The organism is Nocardioides phosphati (assembly GCF_014646375.1).
Classification (GTDB): Bacteria; Actinomycetota; Actinomycetes; order Propionibacteriales; family Nocardioidaceae; genus Nocardioides; species Nocardioides phosphati.
In genome coordinates this window covers 32305-48232 of the sequence record NZ_BMNI01000003.1, presented here as the reverse complement: position 1 = coordinate 48232, position 15928 = coordinate 32305, and the positions used below count along the sequence as shown (strand labels likewise).

General features: G+C 72.4%; 13 protein-coding genes. 8 read left to right on the top strand and 5 right to left on the bottom strand.

What is annotated here, in order from left to right:
• Positions 1–50 precede the first annotated feature (50 nt).
• From IEX47_RS07490 to IEX47_RS07480, 3 genes are all read left to right on the top strand, one after another.
• Positions 51–1262 (top strand): M15 family metallopeptidase, encoded by a 1212-nt coding sequence (locus IEX47_RS07490; protein ID WP_188783394.1) that lies wholly within the window; start codon positions 51–53, stop codon positions 1260–1262.
• 47 nt (positions 1263–1309) lie between these two features.
• Positions 1310–3247, top strand: coding sequence for a M13 family metallopeptidase (locus tag IEX47_RS07485; protein ID WP_188783393.1), 1938 nt, complete (start codon positions 1310–1312; stop codon positions 3245–3247).
• A 162-nt stretch (positions 3248–3409) separates the two neighbouring features.
• The gene (locus IEX47_RS07480; protein ID WP_188783392.1) at positions 3410–5515 is read left to right on the top strand and encodes a RecQ family ATP-dependent DNA helicase; all 2106 of its coding nucleotides are present in this window, start codon (positions 3410–3412) and stop codon (positions 5513–5515) included.
• A gap of 70 nt (positions 5516–5585) precedes the next feature.
• On the opposite strand, the gene IEX47_RS07475 is transcribed toward IEX47_RS07480, so the two are convergent.
• The 3 genes from IEX47_RS07475 to IEX47_RS07465 form a co-directional block, all read right to left on the bottom strand.
• Positions 5586–7166, bottom strand: a complete 1581-nt coding sequence (locus tag IEX47_RS07475) for a DHA2 family efflux MFS transporter permease subunit (RefSeq protein WP_229662711.1) — start codon at positions 7164–7166, stop codon at positions 5586–5588.
• A gap of 144 nt (positions 7167–7310) precedes the next feature.
• A complete protein-coding gene (locus tag IEX47_RS07470) occupies positions 7311–7781 on the bottom strand; it encodes a DUF6328 family protein (RefSeq protein ID WP_188783391.1) in 471 nt (156 codons plus the stop codon).
• A 39-nt stretch (positions 7782–7820) separates the two neighbouring features.
• Positions 7821–8306 (bottom strand): glutathione peroxidase, encoded by a 486-nt coding sequence (locus IEX47_RS07465; RefSeq protein ID WP_188783390.1) that lies wholly within the window; start codon positions 8304–8306, stop codon positions 7821–7823.
• A gap of 53 nt (positions 8307–8359) precedes the next feature.
• Between IEX47_RS07465 and IEX47_RS07460 the strand changes: the two genes are divergently transcribed.
• From IEX47_RS07460 to IEX47_RS07445, 4 genes are all read left to right on the top strand, one after another.
• A complete protein-coding gene (locus tag IEX47_RS07460) occupies positions 8360–9304 on the top strand; it encodes an iron-containing redox enzyme family protein (protein ID WP_188783389.1) in 945 nt (314 codons plus the stop codon).
• Complete coding sequence (locus IEX47_RS07455) at positions 9301–9504, top strand: CDGSH iron-sulfur domain-containing protein (protein WP_188783388.1); 204 nt, start codon at positions 9301–9303, stop codon at positions 9502–9504. The genes IEX47_RS07460 and IEX47_RS07455 overlap by 4 nt, the downstream gene beginning before the upstream one ends.
• Positions 9505–9615: 111 nt before the next feature.
• A complete protein-coding gene (locus IEX47_RS07450; RefSeq protein WP_188783387.1) occupies positions 9616–12432 on the top strand; it encodes an SNF2-related protein in 2817 nt (938 codons plus the stop codon).
• Positions 12429–13124, top strand: a complete 696-nt coding sequence (locus IEX47_RS07445; RefSeq protein WP_188783386.1) for an SWIM zinc finger family protein — start codon at positions 12429–12431, stop codon at positions 13122–13124. Before IEX47_RS07450 ends, IEX47_RS07445 begins: the two co-directional genes overlap by 4 nt.
• Positions 13125–13152: 28 nt before the next feature.
• On the opposite strand, the gene IEX47_RS07440 is transcribed toward IEX47_RS07445, so the two are convergent.
• On the bottom strand, positions 13153–13743 hold the full coding sequence (locus IEX47_RS07440) for a class I SAM-dependent methyltransferase (RefSeq protein ID WP_188783385.1): 591 nt from the start codon (positions 13741–13743) through the stop codon (positions 13153–13155).
• Positions 13744–13756: 13 nt separating this feature from the next.
• Positions 13757–14311: a TetR/AcrR family transcriptional regulator gene (locus IEX47_RS07435; protein WP_188783384.1), complete on the bottom strand. Its 555-nt coding sequence runs from the start codon at positions 14309–14311 to the stop codon at positions 13757–13759.
• Between the two features lie 45 nt (positions 14312–14356).
• Between IEX47_RS07435 and IEX47_RS07430 the strand changes: the two genes are divergently transcribed.
• On the top strand, positions 14357–15928 hold the full coding sequence (locus IEX47_RS07430) for a carboxyl transferase domain-containing protein (RefSeq protein WP_308423259.1): 1572 nt from the start codon (positions 14357–14359) through the stop codon (positions 15926–15928).

Here is a 15928-nt window from a genome sequence, read left to right as displayed (position 1 = left end):
ACCACGGGAGAGTCGCCCGGGTGCGCCCGGACCGAGTGGGGAGTTCGTTCATGGCACGTCGGCAGCACGGCCGCGGTGCGCTGGTGGCCGCACTGGCCCTGTCGTTGGCCGTCGCGGCCTGCGGCGGTCCGTCGGGCAAGGCCGTCCAGACGCAGAAGCCGACCGCCACACCGAAGCCGCAGGTGAGCGTCCCCGTGGTCAACGCCGACCATGCGATGCCGCAGCCGCCGAAGCTCGTCGGCGGCAACGCGCAGGCCGACATCCTCATCTACGCCGCGAAGCCGCTCTCGACCTCGATGGTCAAGCAGATCGCGGCGATCCGGATCGGCAAGGAGAAGGCGGTCACGGCGACCGAGCTCTTCTCCCTCGCCTCCCCGTCGATCCAGGGCCAGGTCTACAAGGTCGCGGCGGTCGACCCTGCGACGTACCGCCGGTTCTCGGGGGCCGGCCAGCAGGCCGAGGTCTGGTCGCGCCTCGCCGCGGGCGAGATGGTCGTCGGCGACAAGCAGACCGCGACCAACGTCGAGACCGAGCCCAACTTCATCGCGATCGGCACGGGCGACGACGCCGCGACGGTGCACGTCGGCGCCTTCGCGCCGCAGCCGCCCACGATCGACATGGTGGTCAACGCGAAGTGGGGCGAGGACCTCTTCCACGTCCACGACAACGCCCTGCTGATCTCCACCGGCGGCCACACGCCCCAGGCGATCCGCAAGCAGGTCAACGCGATCGTCAAGGGCACGGGAGCCTCCGTGCAGCTGCTCGACATCGCCACCCGGCGTGGGCTGGACCCCAACGCGGTGCAGACCGCGGTCGCGACCGGTGGCTCCGTCGGCGCGGCGATCGGCACCTACCACTACCGGGTCGTCGGCGACCGGGTCATCCCGGACGCCTCGTGGGTGGCCAGCCACATCCGCACCGAGACGATGCCGATCGTCGGAGCGGTCAGCTGCAACACCGCGATGCTGCTCCAGCTCCGCGCTGCCCTCAACGAGCTGGTCCAGCGCGGCCTCGCCAAGTACATCCACTTCTCGTCCGGATGCTTCAACGCACGCTTCATCGCCAACACCCACAGCCTCTCCAACCACGCCTTCGGCATGGCGATCGACTTCGACGCGCCGACCAACGGCCGCGGCACCCGGGGCACGTTCCCGCTGTCCGTGGTCAATGTCTTCAAGAGCTGGGGCTTCGCGTGGGGCGGCGACTGGCACTGGACCGACCCGATGCACTTCGAGCTCGTGCGCATCATGAAGGTCGTCTGACCGCCCGGCTGACACGCCTGCCTCGGCGGGGCGGGTAGGTTCGGCGCGTGAGCATTCTCGACGACGCACGCCCCGGCTTCGACCACGCGATCCGCCCGCAGGACGACCTCTTCGGCCACGTCAACGGCCACTGGCTGGCGACGGAGGAGATCCCCTCCGACCGCAGCAGCTGGGGTCCGTTCGTGACGCTGGCCGACCAGGCCGAGGAGCACGTCCGCGCGATCATCGAGGAGCTCGCCGCGGCCGCGCCCAACGCCGCCACCGAGCCGGGCAAGATCGCCGCCCTCTACGCCTCGTTCATGGACGAGGAGACCGTCGAGCGCCGCGGCATCGAGCCGATCCAGCCGCTGCTCGACGCGGTCGCCTCGATCAAGTCCACGCGCGACCTCGCCGCGCTGCTCGGCGAGCTCGAGCGCGTCGGCGGGGCCGGGCTCTTCGGCTCCTACATCGACACCGACTCGAAGAACTCCGACCGCTACCTCTTCCACCTCACCCAGGGCGGCCTCGGCCTGCCCGACGAGAGCTACTACCGCGACGAGAAGTTCGCCGAGATCCGCGAGGCGTACGTCGCGTACCTGGCGAAGATCCTCGGCCTCGCCTCGGTGGCGGACGCGGCCGGCGCGGCCGACCGGATCATGGCGATCGACACGAAGCTGGCCGCCGGTCACTGGGAGCGCGCGGAGACCCGCGACGTCCAGAAGACCTACAACCTGCTCAATCGGAATGAGCTGCTCGAGCTCAGCCCGGCGTTCGACTGGACCGCCTACCTGACCAACCTGGGCGCGAAGCCGGAGACGCTCGACGAGGTCGTCGTCCGCCAGCCCAGCTACCTGTCGCACCTCTCCACCGTCCTCGACGAGGTGCCGGTCGAGCAGTGGCGCGAGTGGCTCGTCTCCCGCGTGCTGCGGTCGGCGGCGCCGTACCTCACGCGGGCGTTCGTCGAGGCCAACTTCGACTTCTACGGCCGCACGCTGTCCGGCACGCCGGAGCTGCGCGCCCGCTGGAAGCGCGGTGTGTCGCTGGTCGAGGGCGCACTCGGCGAGGCCGTCGGTCGCGAGTACGTCGCGCGGCACTTCCCGCCGGTCGCCAAGCAGATGATGGACGAGCTGGTCGCCAACCTGCTGGCCGCCTACCGCAGCTCCATCGAGAAGCTCGACTGGATGACGCCGGAGACGAAGGAGCGGGCCTACGAGAAGCTCGCGACGTTCCGCCCGAAGATCGGCTACCCGGAGAAGTTCCGCGACTACGGACGGCTCGTCATCGGCGACGACCTGGTCGCCAACGTGCAGGCGGCCGCGGCGTTCGAGTCGGACCGGCAGCTGGCCAAGATCGGCTCGCCGGTCGACCGCGACGAGTGGTTCATGCTGCCGCAGACGGTCAACGCCTACTACAACCCGGGCACCAACGAGATCTGCTTCCCGGCAGGCATCCTGCAGAAGCCGTTCTTCAGCCCCGACGCCGACCCGGCGGAGAACTACGGCGGCATCGGCGCGGTCATCGGCCACGAGATCGGCCACGGCTTCGACGACCAGGGCGCGCAGTACGACGGCGCCGGCAACCTCAACGACTGGTGGACCGCCGACGACAAGGCCGCCTTCCAGGTGAAGAGCAAGGCGCTGATCGAGCAGTACGACGCCTTCTCGCCGCGCAACCTCCCCGGCGAGCACGTCAACGGCTCCCTGACCGTCGGCGAGAACATCGGCGACCTGGGCGGGCTGACGATCGGCCACACGGCGTACGCGATCTTCCTGGGGCGCACCCCGACGGCGGAGGAGAGCCAGACGCTGTTCACCAACTGGGCCTACTGCTGGCGCACGAAGCGCCGCCTCGAGCAGGAGCGGCAGTACCTCACCATCGACCCGCACAGCCCGCCGGAGTTCCGCGCCAACATCGTGCGCAACCTCGACGAGTTCCACGAGGCGTTTGCGACGAAGCCCGGTGACGGTCTGTGGCTCGACCCGTCGGAGCGCGTGCGGATCTGGTGACGCTGGGCGTCGTCGCGGGAACGGACTTCGTGCCGGGCCTTGGCGATCGCCAAGGCGGGCGCGTTCACGGTGTCACCGTGACAGTTCGGGCGGGCCCCGGGCTCGTCAGCCCCTGTGGACGGGGCCGGCCGCCGTGTCAGTGCCGGCTGGTAGACAGACCGCATGACTTCCTCACCTGCTGACGTCGCCGTCGACCGGGCCGCCGTGCGCGCGGAGGCCGAGGCCTCGCTGCGGGCGCTGGTGGGCCGCCCCGACGCGGAGCTGCGGGAGGACCAGTGGACGGCGATCGAGGCGCTCGCGGTCGACCGGCGCCGCGCCCTCGTCGTGCAGCGCACGGGCTGGGGCAAGTCGGCGGTCTACTTCGTGGCGACCGCGCTGCTCCGCTCCCGCGGCGCGGGCCCGACCGTGATCGTCAGCCCGCTGCTCGCGCTCATGCGCAACCAGATCCAGGCAGCCGAGCGGGCCGGCATCCACGCGGTCACGATCAACTCGACCAACCCCGAGGACTGGGGGCGCATCGAGGCGGCGATCGCCGAGGGCCAGGTCGACGTGCTGCTGGTCAGCCCCGAGCGGCTCAACAACCCCGGCTTCCGCGACGAGGTGCTGCCGCGCCTGGCCGCGACCACCGGCCTCCTCGTCGTCGACGAGGCCCACTGCATCTCCGACTGGGGCCACGACTTCCGGCCCGACTACCGCCGGATCCGCACGATGCTGGAGGACCTGCGCCCGGGCATCCCCGTGCTGGCGACGACCGCGACCGCCAACGCGCGCGTGACGAAGGACGTCGCCGAGCAGCTGGGCGACGACGTCCTGGTGCTGCGTGGGTCGCTCGACCGCGAGTCGCTGCGGCTCGGCGTCGTGCGCCTGCCCACCGCCGACATGCGGCTGGCGTGGCTCGCCGACAACCTCGGCTCGCTGCCCGGCTCCGGCATCGTCTACTGCCTGACGGTGGCGGCGACGCAGGAGGTGGCGGCGTACCTCCGCGATCGCGGGCACGTCGTCGCGGCGTACTCCGGGCAGACGGAGACGAGCGAGCGCGAGGCCCTCGAAGCCGACCTCGCCGCCGGCCGGGTCAAGGCGCTGATCGCGACGAGCGCGCTCGGCATGGGCTTCGACGCGACCCTCGGCTTCGTCATCAACCTCGGGGCGCCGTCGTCGCCGGTCAGCTACTACCAGCAGGTCGGCCGTGCCGGCCGAGGCACCGACGACGCGGTCGTCGTGCTGCTGCCCGGCATCGAGGACCGCGACATCTGGGCCTACTTCGCCTCCCTCGCCTTCCCCCGCGAGGAGCTCGTGCGGCAGACGCTCTCCGTGCTCGCCGAGGCCGGCCGGCCGATGTCGACCGCCGCCCTGGAGACGTACGTCGACCTCAACCGCACGCGCCTCGAGACGATGCTCAAGGTGCTCGATGTCGACGGCGCCGTGCAGCGGGTCAGTGGCGGCTGGGTCGCGACCGGCCAGGAGTGGAGCTACGACCGCGAGCGCTACGCGCGGGTGGCCGAGGCGCGTCAGCGCGAGCAGCAGGCGATGCTCGACTACCTCACCCACGAGGGCTGCCGGATGGCCTACCTCCGCGGCCAGCTCGACGACCCGGCGCCCGAGCGGTGCGGTCGGTGCGACAACTGTGGAGGCCTCCCGACGCCGACGACCGTCTCCGAGGCGTCTGCCGCGGAGGCCCGCGAGGCGCTGGCTCGTCCGGGCGTCGCGGTGGCGCCGCGCAAGATGTGGCCCACCGCGCTGGCCAACCTGGGCATCGAGCTCAAGGGCAAGATCGCCGACGGGGCCGAGGAGGGCCGTGCGATCGCCCGGCTCACCGACCTCGGCCACGGGCAGGCGCTGCGCGAGCTCTTCCGCGACACGACCCCCGATGGCCCCGTGCCGCTCCCGCTGATCCAGGCGATGGTCACCGTCCTGCAGGACTGGCGCCCGCGCGTCGACGCGATCGTCTTCACCGAGTCGGCGCGGCGACCCGGCCTGGTCCGCGACCTCGCCGACGGCCTCTCGCGCTACCTCCAGGTGCCGATCGTCGGCCGCTGGTCGATCGTCGACCCCGCGGTCGACCCGGGCCGCGGCGCCGCCAACTCCGCGCAGCGGGTCGCCGCCGTGCTCCGCCGGTCCGCGCTCGAGGGCGAGATCCCCGCGGGGGCGCGCGTCCTGCTCGTCGACGACCGGACCAGCACGGGCTGGACGCTGACCGTCGCGGCACGTGCGATCCGGGCGGCGGGCGCGGAGTCCGTCGTACCGCTGGTGCTGGCGACCGACAGCTGAGAAATGCACCGCGCCCCGGCCGCCCGATGGGCAGCCGGGGCGCGGACTCGGCGATCGCTGAGTCGACGGGTCAGTGACCCATCATCGCCGCGGGGTCGACCGGGGCGACCTTGTGGCGTGGCAGGAAGAGCGCCGGGATGAAGCAGAGGCCGACCAGGATCGTGCCGACCAGGAAGACCGAGCCGAACGCCTCGCCGAAGGCGACCAGTCCGTCGGGGGTGGCGGCCAGCAGCTGCTGGAGCAGGCCGGGGTCGGCCTTGTCCGGCCCGCCGGCATTGGCGACCTGCTGACCGAGGCCCAGGAGCCTGACCGCATCGGGACGGTTCATGAAGCCCTGGGTGAGGATCACCGAGAAGATCGCGGTGCCGATGGAGGCGGCGACCTGCTGGGTCACGTTGAGCAGCGTGGAGCCGCGCGCGATGTGCTCGTGGCTCAGGGTGGCGAGCGCCGCGCTGAACATCGGCATCATCGTGAGGCCCATGCCGAGGCCCATCACGAAGAGGCCCGCCAGGATGCGGAGCGTCGCCGGGTCGTGGCCGATGTCGATGAAGAAGGCCAGGCCGATCGTGTCGAGGACGATGCCCGTCATCACGATCTTGCCGGGGCCGATCCTGTCGGAGAGCACGCCGCCGACCGGCATGGTCAGGACGGCGCCCAGGCCCTGCGGGATCAGGAAGAGGCCCGAGTGGAGGGCGTTCTTGCCGAGGACCTGCTGGAAGTAGAGCGGGAAGAGCAGGCCCGCACCGAAGAAGGCCATGGCGAAGAGGGCCATCGCGACGACCGCGATCGTCATCTGCTTGTCGCGGAAGAGGTGCAGGTCGATGAGCGGGTGCTTGTTGCGGCGGGCGAGCGCCCACGGCACGAACGCCGCCACGAGCACGAGACCGATGAGGGTGCAGGCGACGACCTGGGTGGTCCAGATCGTGTTGTGCTCGGCCTTGGCGCCGGGGATCGAGGAGACGCCGTAGAGCAGGGTGGCGAGGCCGGGGGACAGCAGCAGCATGCCGAGGAAGTCGAAGGTCTCGGACGGCTCGACGTCGTCCTTCGGCAGCACGAACAGGGCGTAGAGCAGCGTGATCGCGCCGATCGGGACGTTGACCAGGAAGATCCAGTGCCAGCTCGCGGTGTCGACCAGCCAGCCGCCGAGGATCGGGCCACCGATCGGGCCGAGCATCATCGGGATGCCGAGGATCGCCATGACGCGGCCGACGTTCTGCGGGCCCGCCTTGTGGGTCATGATCGTCATGCCGAGCGGCATCAGCATGCCGCCACCGAGGCCCTGGAGCACGCGGAAGACGACCAGCATCTCGAGGTTCTGCGCGGAGGCACAGGCGGCGGAGCCGAGCGTGAAGAGGAGCACCGCGAGCATGAAGAGCCGCTTGGTGCCGAAGCGGTCGGCTGCCCAGCCGGTCAGCGGGATCACCGCGGCCAGCGCGAGCGTGTAGCCCGTCATCGTCCAGGCCACCTGCGCGGACGTGGCGTCGAAGGTCTTCTGGAACGTCTGCAGGGCGACGGACACCACGGTCACGTCGAGGATGGACATGATGGCGCCGAGAACGACGACGCCGGCCACGAGGAAGGTGCCCTCGGGCAGGGGCTCGATCGCCTGCTTCGCCACTGCGGGTGGGTCTTGGGTGAGGTCAGAAGTCACAACATTGCATGCTAGGCGCAACCACCGACAGCGGCATCCGACTTTGGGTTAGGCCGCGGGTGGCCGCCGCCACAGGGTCGGTCCGACCGGCCAGGGCTGCAGGCTCGCGCGCCACCGGGCGCCCGCCCCGGCGTACGACGGAGGTCAGCGCCCCTGGGCGGCCAGCCGGATCGAGTGGACCGGGAGGATCACCCACATGATTGTCACGAGCCCGAGGTAGAGGACGTCGATGGCGATCGTCAGCGGCAGGTTGAAGAGGTAGTCGGTGACCAGCGTGAGGATGCCGAGGATCGACAGCGCGACGAGCAGGATCGCGACGACGACCTGGTGGTTGCCGCGCACGACGACCCGCTCCTTGTCGCGACGGCGGAAGGCGAGCCGGTGGTGCACGACCGGGGCCACCACGACGATCGCGGCGGTGCCGGTGTTGAGCAGCGTCAGGTAGTAGACGACCCGCTGGAAGTCCGTCGCGCCGGCGAAGCCCGCGCTGAACGCGATCACGAGCAGGAAGCCGACGAGCAGCAGGACACCGCCCTGCACGACGCGCAGCTCCTGCAGCAGCTCGTTGAGCTCGCGGTCGAGCCGCGCTCCGTCGACGGGTCCGGTCGGCTCCATGGCCGCACGCTAGACCCGCGCGACGTCGCGCGGAAGGGGTCAGACCAGGGCGTCGATGACCGCGAGGACCTGCGGGTCGTCCGGCACGACCTGCGGGCTGAAGCGCGCGATGACGGCGCCGTCGGGGGCGATCACGAACTTCTCGAAGTTCCAGCGGACGTCGCCGGCCTCGCCCGCCTCGTTGGGCGTCTTCACGAGCTCGTCGTAGATCGCGTGGCGGCCCTCGCCGTTGACGTCGATCTTCTCGGTGAGCGGGAAGGTCACGCCGTACGTCATGGAGCAGAACTCCTTGATCTCCTCCGACGAGCCCGGCTCCTGGCCACCGAACTGGTTGCACGGGAAGCCGATGACGGTGAAGCCGCGGGCGGTGAAGTCCTCGTGGAGCTTCTCGAGCGTCTCGTACTGCGGGGTGAGGCCGCACTTCGACGCCACGTTGACGAGGAGGGCCGCGCGGCCGCCGGTGATCTCACCGAGGGTGCTGGCGGTGCCGTCGAGGAGGGCGATGGGCGTGTCCAGGATGCTCACGGCGTCGAGCGTAGCCGGGCCATGTCCTTGACCGAAGCGGGGTACCAGAGGGCATGAGCACCCTGCCCAAGCCACGCGGCCCGCTGAGCGAGGCCCTCCTCGCCGCCCTCGCCAGCGGCCACACGGACCTCGCCCACGTCGACCCGGACAGCCCGGAGGACGCGGCGCTCAGCCTGTGGGTCCTCCACGAGCTCAGCTATCGCGGGTACGACGCGGTCGACGACCGACTCGAGCACGACCCCGGGCTGGTCCGGCTCCGGGGGCGCCTCGAGGACGACCTCGAACGACGCCTGCGCGAGTGCTGGCCCGGCCGGCCGGCGTACGACGAGGGGTTCGCGGAGGCGTTCTTCGCCTGGGTCGCGGCCGACGACGGGCCGTCGCTGGCGCGCCACGTGCAGCGGGAGGCGACGGCCGACCAGGTGGTCGAGCTGGTCCAGCACCGCTCGCTCTACACGCTCAAGGAGGCGGACCCCTTCACCTTCGCGCTTCCCCGGCTGCCGGCGCCGGTGCGGGCGGCGCTGGCCGAGCTGCAGTACGACGAGTACGGCGGCGGGCGACCCGAGCGGCTCCACGCCCACCTCTTCGCCGAGGGGATGGCCGCGCTCGGGCTCGACGCGACGGGCTGCGGCTACGTCGACGAGGCGCCCCTGGAGGTGCTCGAGCAGAACAACGCGATGAGCCTCTTCGGCCTCAACCGCCGGCTGCGCGGCGCCTCGATGGGCCACCTCGCGGCGTTCGAGGCGGTGAGCTCGCTGCCGTCGCGGCAGGTCGCGCAGGGACTGGACCGGCTCGGGCTGCCGGCGGAGATCCGCGCCTACTACGAGGAGCACGTCGAGGCGGACGCCGTGCACGAGCAGGTGGCGGTGCGGATGATCTGCGAGCCGCTGATCGCCGCCGAGCCCGACCTGGAGGACGACGTCTGGTTCGGTGCGTGGTGCTGCCTCGACCTGGAGGCGCGGCTGGCCCGGCACCTGCTGGCGAAGTGGGAGGCGGCGTGAGCACCTCGCCGAGCCCCGACGTGATCGTGTGCCCGGGCGGTCCGCTGCTGCTCCGCGGCGAGCACGTGATCGCCGACGAGGACGGCGTGGAGCACGTGACGGAGCGGCCGGTCTCCGCGCTCTGCCGGTGCGGCAAGTCCGCCAGCAGGCCGTGGTGCGACGGCACCCACAAGGTGCTGCCGGAGAAGGACCGCCCCTGAGCCGCTTCGTCGAGCGCTCACCGGTCGGGGGAACTCGTTGTCGGTGTCGCGCGTTAGCCTCGCGTTCTCCCGCCGACGGCGGGGCACGGCGTACGACGAGGGGGTGGCGGGGTGGGGTTCGTCCCGGTCACCGGCCCCGCGTCGTTCCGCCTCGGTGAGCCGCCGCGCGAGAGCGTCGTGGTCTTCACCGACGGCGACGGGCGGCGCACGGTCGAGCTGCCGATGCGCTCCGCGCTGCCCGTGCTCGCGAAGGCGCGCGTCGACGAGGCCGCCCACCCGTCGGTCGGCCTGATCGGTGGCGCCGTCGTCTTCGGCATGCGGCTGGTCGCCGACGGCCGCTTCGAGCCGTCGCCCGAGGGGCCGTGGTGGCAGCCCGCCGAGCTCGACGCCGACGAGACCGACCGGCTCGAGCGGATGGTGCAGGCGCGGGCCTGGGACGAGTTCGACGTGGCCGCGGCCGAGGGGCTGGCCCGGCGCGTGGTCGCCGCGGTCGTCGACGCGATGCCCCGGTCGGCACCGTCGGGGTCGGCGGCCTCGCTGATCGCCGGGTCGGACGCCGGTGGTTCCACCGGGCCCGCCCTGCGGCCGGGAGGTGCCCGGCGTACGACGAGGGCAGGGGACCCGGCGGCCTTCCAGGCCCGGCTGGCCGAGCGGCTCGCGCGCATCCGCGCCGACGGCGGCCCGGTGCCCGACGACCGGCCCAACCTGGTGACGCTCTCGCTCCGCGTCGAGGCCGCCGAGGAGGAGCTGGTCGCGGGCTCGGTGCGGCTCGTCCTGCAGGTGCACGACGAGCGCAGCCCGCTCCACCTCTGCGACGCGGCCCTGCTCTGGACCGACCCGGAGACGAGCGGGTTCGGGCCGCGGGCGCTGACCCACACGACCGTCGCGCTGCGCGCGGCGGCCGACGCCTGGCCGGTGCTCGACCGGCTCCAGGCCCTGCGCGTCCCCGACGAGATCACCCTCGACACCGACGAGCTGGTCTCGCTGCTGGAGACCGGCGTGGGGGCGCTCCGCGACATCGGCGTGGACGTGCTCTGGCCCCGCTCGCTCGGTCGTGATCTGGTCGCGTCGACGGTGCTGGAGCGCGCGCCTCAGGGGAGGCGGCCGGGCGATGGCGGCGATGGCAGCCAGCGCGAGGAGGCCCTGCAGGACAGCATGTTCGGGCCGGAGGCGCTCTTCGCCTTCAACTGGCGGATCTCGCTGGCGGGCGAGCCCCTCTCCGACGAGGAGATGGACCAGCTCGCCGGCTCGGCCGCGCCCGTCATCCGGCTGCGCGACCAGTGGGTCGTCGTCGACCCCTCGATCGCGCGCAAGGCGAAGAAGCGCCTGGTCCGCACCGTGCCGGCCCCGGTCGCGGTCGCCGCCGCGCTGTCGGGCGTCGTGCAGGTCGAGGACCGGCAGGTGCCGGTCAAGGTCGCCGCCTCCATCGAGCGCATCAGCGAGCAGCTCCGCTCCGCCTCCACCCGCACGCCGGTCGACGTGCCGGCGGGCCTCGAGGCGACGCTCCGTGACTACCAGCGCCACGGCCTGACGTGGCTGGCGGAGCTCACGTCGCTCGGGCTCGGCGCGTGCCTCGCCGACGACATGGGCCTGGGCAAGACGCTGCAGGTGATCGCGCTGCACCTGCACCGGGCCGCCCGCGCTCCGTTGGCGAAGCCGGCGGGGAGCGAAGCGACCGACGCCACGCTGGTGGTCTGCCCGACCTCGCTGCTCGCCAACTGGGAGGCCGAGATCCGGCGGTTCGCCCCCGGCGTACCCGTGCGGCGGTTCCACGGTGGGGCGCGCGACCTCGAGGGTGCGTCGGGCTTCGTGCTGACGACGTACGGCACGATGCGCAACGCGGCGGCCGACCTGGCGAAGGTGCCGTGGGACCTCGTCGTCGCCGACGAGGCGCAGCACATCAAGAACCCTGCGACGTCGACCGCCCGCGCGCTGCGCACGATCCCGTCGAAGGCGCGCGTCGCGCTGACCGGCACCCCGATCGAGAACGAGCTGGTCGAGCTCTGGGCGATCCTCGACTGGGCGACGCCGGGGCTGCTCGGGTCGCGCAACGCCTTCCGCAAGGCGTGGGCGCAGCCGATCGAGTCAGGCGTCGACCCGGAGGTCACCGCGCGGTTCGCCGACCTGGTCGGCCCGTTCGTGCTCCGCCGCCGCAAGTCCGACCCCGGCATCGCGCCGGAGCTGCCGCCCAAGACCGAGACCGACCACCTCGTCGGCCTGACCCGCGAACAGACGGTCCTCTACGAGGCGCTGGTCCGCGACTCGATGGAGCGCATCGAGCGCGCCGACGCCGACAGCCGCCGCGGCCTGATCCTGGCGATGCTCACCGGCCTCAAGCAGATCTGCAACCACCCCGCGCACTACCTGCGCCAGGCCAACCCGCGGCTCACCGGCCGCTCCGAGAAGTTCGACCTCCTCGACGAGCTGCTCGGCACGATCCTCGCCGAGGACGGCGCCGCGCTGCTCTTCACGCAGTACGTCGCGATGGGCGACCTGCTCGTCCGCCACCTGACGAAGGCGGGCGTGCCGCACCAGTTCCTGCACGGCGGCACGTCGGTGGCGGAGCGCTCGGCGATGGTCGACCGGTTCCAGGCCGGCGAGGCGCCGGTCTTCCTGCTCTCGCTCAAGGCGGGCGGCACCGGCCTCAACCTGACCCGCGCCGACCACGTGCTCCACGTCGACCGCTGGTGGAACCCCGCCGTCGAGGAGCAGGCCACGGACCGTGCCTACCGGATCGGCCAGACCCGCCCGGTCCAGGTGCACCGGATCGTCGCCGAGGGCACGATCGAGGAGCGCATCGCCGCCCTGCTCGCCGGCAAGCGTGCGCTCGCCGACGCGGTGCTCGGCCGCGGCGAGGCGGCCCTCACCGAGCTGTCCGACTCCGAGCTGCGTGACCTCGTCGAGCTCCGGCCGCGGGGCCCGGCATGAGGCACGCTGCCTTCCCGCCGCGGCGCGGTGGGGTGAAGGCGACGACCTGGTGGGGCCGCGCCTGGCTGCGCTCGGCCGAGGACGCGGCGTACGACGACGCGGACGTGGCCGCCGGCTGGCGCCTCGCGCGCGCCGGCGCGGTCGGGGCGATCGACATCGAGGCCGGCCGGCTGCTCGCCGCGGTGCGGACGGGTGCCGGTGGCCGGGCCCGCTCGGTCGGTGCTCCCGTGGTCGACCCGGACGAGCTGGTCGCGTGCTCGGTGCTGGTGCCGGTCCTCGACCCGGCCGACCGCGAGGCGCTGGTCGAGGTGATCGCCGCGACGTCGGGGCGGATCGCGTCGCTGCTCGCCGGTGACCTGCCCGCCGGCCTGGCCGAGCACGCGGAGGAGGCCGGGGTCTCCCTGCTGCCCGACCAGCTCGACTGCACGTGCACCTGCGGGGCCTGGGTCCAGCCGTGCGCCCACGCGCTCGCGGTGCTGGCGCAGGTGGCCTGGCTGCTCGATGCCGATCCGTTCGTGCTGCTCGGCCTGCGGGGGCTGCCCCGCGACCACCTGCTCGCCGAGGTGGCAGATGTTGCGGGCCGAAGCGGCACATCTGGCGTGGGGAAGGCGTCGGACGAGGCCGAGATCGACCTCGACGTAGCCGGCGAGGCAGCCGAGCGTGCTGCCGCCCTCCTCGACGACCTCGCCTGAGGCCCACCGCAACCCGGGTCGTGGCGGGTCAGGCGCGGTAGAGGCTGACCGCCCAGTCGGCATCGGCGGTGAACGGATCCATCTGCCAGGTCGCCCAGCGCGCCTCGCGGGTCCACCCCACCGAGGCCGCGTCCTCGTCGAGGTGATCGTGCGTGTAGGCGCGGTCGGTGGCGAACCCGAAGACCGCACGGCCGCCCGTCCGCAGCACGGAGGCGAGCGCGGCCAGCACGGCGCGCTCCGTGCCCGGCTCGACGTAGACCATCACGTTGCCGGCGCTGGCCACGAGGTCGAAGGTGCCGAGCGCGGGCGAGACGTCGCGCAGGTCGAGGACCTCGAGTGGCAGCCCCGGGTAGTCGGCGCGGCCGGCCTCCACCAGCACCGGGTCGATGTCGACACCGAGCACGTCGTGCCCCTGCGCCGCGAGGTACGCCGCCATCCGTCCCGCGCCGCAGCCGGCGTCGAGGATCCGGGCGCCGCGCTCGGCGAGCGCGTCGACCAGCCGGGCCTCGCCGTCGATGTCGCGGCCGGACGCCGCGAGCGCGCGGAACCGTGCGGCGTACTCCTGGCGCTGCTCGAGCGTCCACTCGTCGAACCAGCGGGCGGAGGGCGCGTCGTTCATGGGGCCGAGTCTGTCAGGGCCGTACGCCGAGGGCGCCCAGCGCCATCTCGCGCAGCGTCGCGCGCATCGCCTCGTCGGGCAGGAGGGCGCTGTGGGGCGTCGAGTTCAGCAGCCCGAACGCCGCGTGGACGCGCGCGCGGGCCTCGACCGGCCGGAGCGCCGGATGCGCCGCGCGCAGCTGCTTCGCCCAGAGCTCGACGTACCTGCGCTGGAGGGAGCGGACCTGCTCGCGGGCGTCGTCGGGGAGCGAGGACCAGTCGCGGTCCTGCACGACGATGAGCGCGCGGTGGCGCAGCGCGAAGTCGATGTGCCAGTCGACGAGTGCCGCGAGTGCCTCCTCCGGCGTGAGGCCGCGCGCCCGCGCCCTGCCCCCCTGCAGGAGCTCCTCACTCGTGCCGACGAGCATCTCGGCGAGCACCGCCTCCTTCGAGGCGAAGTGCTTGTAGAGCGCCGGGCCGCTCATGCCGCAGGCCTTGCCGAGCTCGGCGACCGAGACGCCGTGGTAGCCGCGGCGGGCGAAGAGGGTCGCTGCGATCGCCAGGATCTCGTCACGTCGGGTGCCGGCCATGGGTCCACCCTAGTGCCCGAGGTTAATGATCGCTAACCTGTCGGCGTGACGACATCTCCGACCCTGCGCGACCTCGCCGCCGAGCTCCGTGAGCGCCTCGCCGCCGTACGCGCGGGCGGTGCGGGTGGCAGCGAGTCGGCCCGCGCCAAGCACACCGAGCGCGGCAAGCTCCTGGTCCGTGAGCGGGTCGACCGGCTGCTCGACCCGGGCAGCCCGTTCCTCGAGCTCAGCCCCCTCGCCGGCGACGGCGTCTACGACTTCGACGCCGCCAGCGCGGGCATCGTGGCGGGCCTCGGGCGGGTGTCGGGCCGGCTCTGCGTGATCATCGCCAACGACGCCACGGTCAAGGGCGGCACCTACTACCCGATGACCGTCAAGAAGCACCTGCGTGCGCAGACCATCTCCCTGCAGAACCGGCTGCCCGCGATCGCGCTCGTCGACTCCGGCGGCGGCTTCCTGCCGATGCAGGACGAGATCTTCCCCGACCGTGAGCACTTCGGCCGGATCTTCTTCAACCAGGCCAACGCCTCCGGCCAGGGCATCCCGCAGCTCGCCGCCGTCATGGGTTCCTGCACCGCGGGCGGTGCCTACATCCCGGCGATGTCCGACGAGACCGTCATCGTCCGCAACCAGGGCACGATCTTCCTCGGCGGGCCGCCGCTGGTGAAGGCCGCCACCGGCGAGGTCGTCACCGCCGAGGAGCTCGGCGGCGGTGACGTGCACGCCCGCACCTCCGGCGTCGCGGACCACCTGGCCGAGGACGACGCGCACGCGCTCGACATCCTCCGCGAGATCGTCGCCACCTGCCCCGAGCGCCCCCCGGTCCCGTGGACGACCGTGCCCGTCGAGGAGCCGCTGCTCGCCCCGGAGACCCTCTACGACGTCGTGCCCACCGACAGCCGTCAGCCCTACGACGTGCGCGAGGTGATCCGGCGGATCGTCGACGGCAGCCGCATGCAGGAGTTCAAGAAGCTGTACGGCGAGACGCTGGTCTGCGCCTTCGCCCACATCCACGGCCACCCGGTCGGGATCGTGGCCAACAACGGCATCCTCTTCAGCGAGTCGGCCCTCAAGGGCGCGCACTTCATCGAGCTCTGCAACCAGCGGCGGATCCCACTGCTCTTCCTCCAGAACATCACCGGCTTCATGGTCGGCAAGGAGTACGAGAACCGCGGCATCGCCCGCGACGGCGCCAAGCTGGTCACCGCCGTCGCGTGCTCGACCGTCCCGAAGTTCACCGTCGTCATCGGCGGCTCCTTCGGGGCGGGCAACTACGGCATGTGTGGCCGCGCCTACGACCCGCGCTTCCTCTGGATGTGGCCCAACGCGCGCATCTCCGTCATGGGCGGCGAGCAGGCCGCCTCGGTCCTCGCCACCGTCAAGCGCGACGGCATCGAGGCGAAGGGCGACACCTGGACCTCCGAGCAGGAGGAGGCGTTCAAGGACCCGATCCGCGCGATGTACGACGAGCAGGGCTCGGCCTACTACTCCACCGCGCGGCTCTGGGACGACGGCGTCATCGACCCGGTCGACACCCGCCGCGTGCTCGGCATCGCCCTGGAGGCAGCCGCGCACGCCCCGGTCGAGGCACCCTCCTACGGCGTCTTCCGAATGTGA

What these genes read in the sequence shown, in the direction of transcription:
- IEX47_RS07480 (WP_188783392.1), top strand. Translation starts at nt 3,410, where the DNA reads ATGACTTCCTCACCTGCTGACGTCGCCGTCGACCGGGCCGCCGTGCGC.
- IEX47_RS07445 (WP_188783386.1), top strand. Translation starts at nt 12,429, where the DNA reads ATGAGGCACGCTGCCTTCCCGCCGCGGCGCGGTGGGGTGAAGGCGACG.
- IEX47_RS07440 (WP_188783385.1), bottom strand. Translation starts at nt 13,743, where the DNA reads ATGAACGACGCGCCCTCCGCCCGCTGGTTCGACGAGTGGACGCTCGAG.
- IEX47_RS07490 (WP_188783394.1), top strand. Translation starts at nt 51, where the DNA reads ATGGCACGTCGGCAGCACGGCCGCGGTGCGCTGGTGGCCGCACTGGCC.
- IEX47_RS07470 (WP_188783391.1), bottom strand. Translation starts at nt 7,781, where the DNA reads ATGGAGCCGACCGGACCCGTCGACGGAGCGCGGCTCGACCGCGAGCTC.
- IEX47_RS07435 (WP_188783384.1), bottom strand. Translation starts at nt 14,311, where the DNA reads ATGGCCGGCACCCGACGTGACGAGATCCTGGCGATCGCAGCGACCCTC.
- IEX47_RS07460 (WP_188783389.1), top strand. Translation starts at nt 8,360, where the DNA reads ATGAGCACCCTGCCCAAGCCACGCGGCCCGCTGAGCGAGGCCCTCCTC.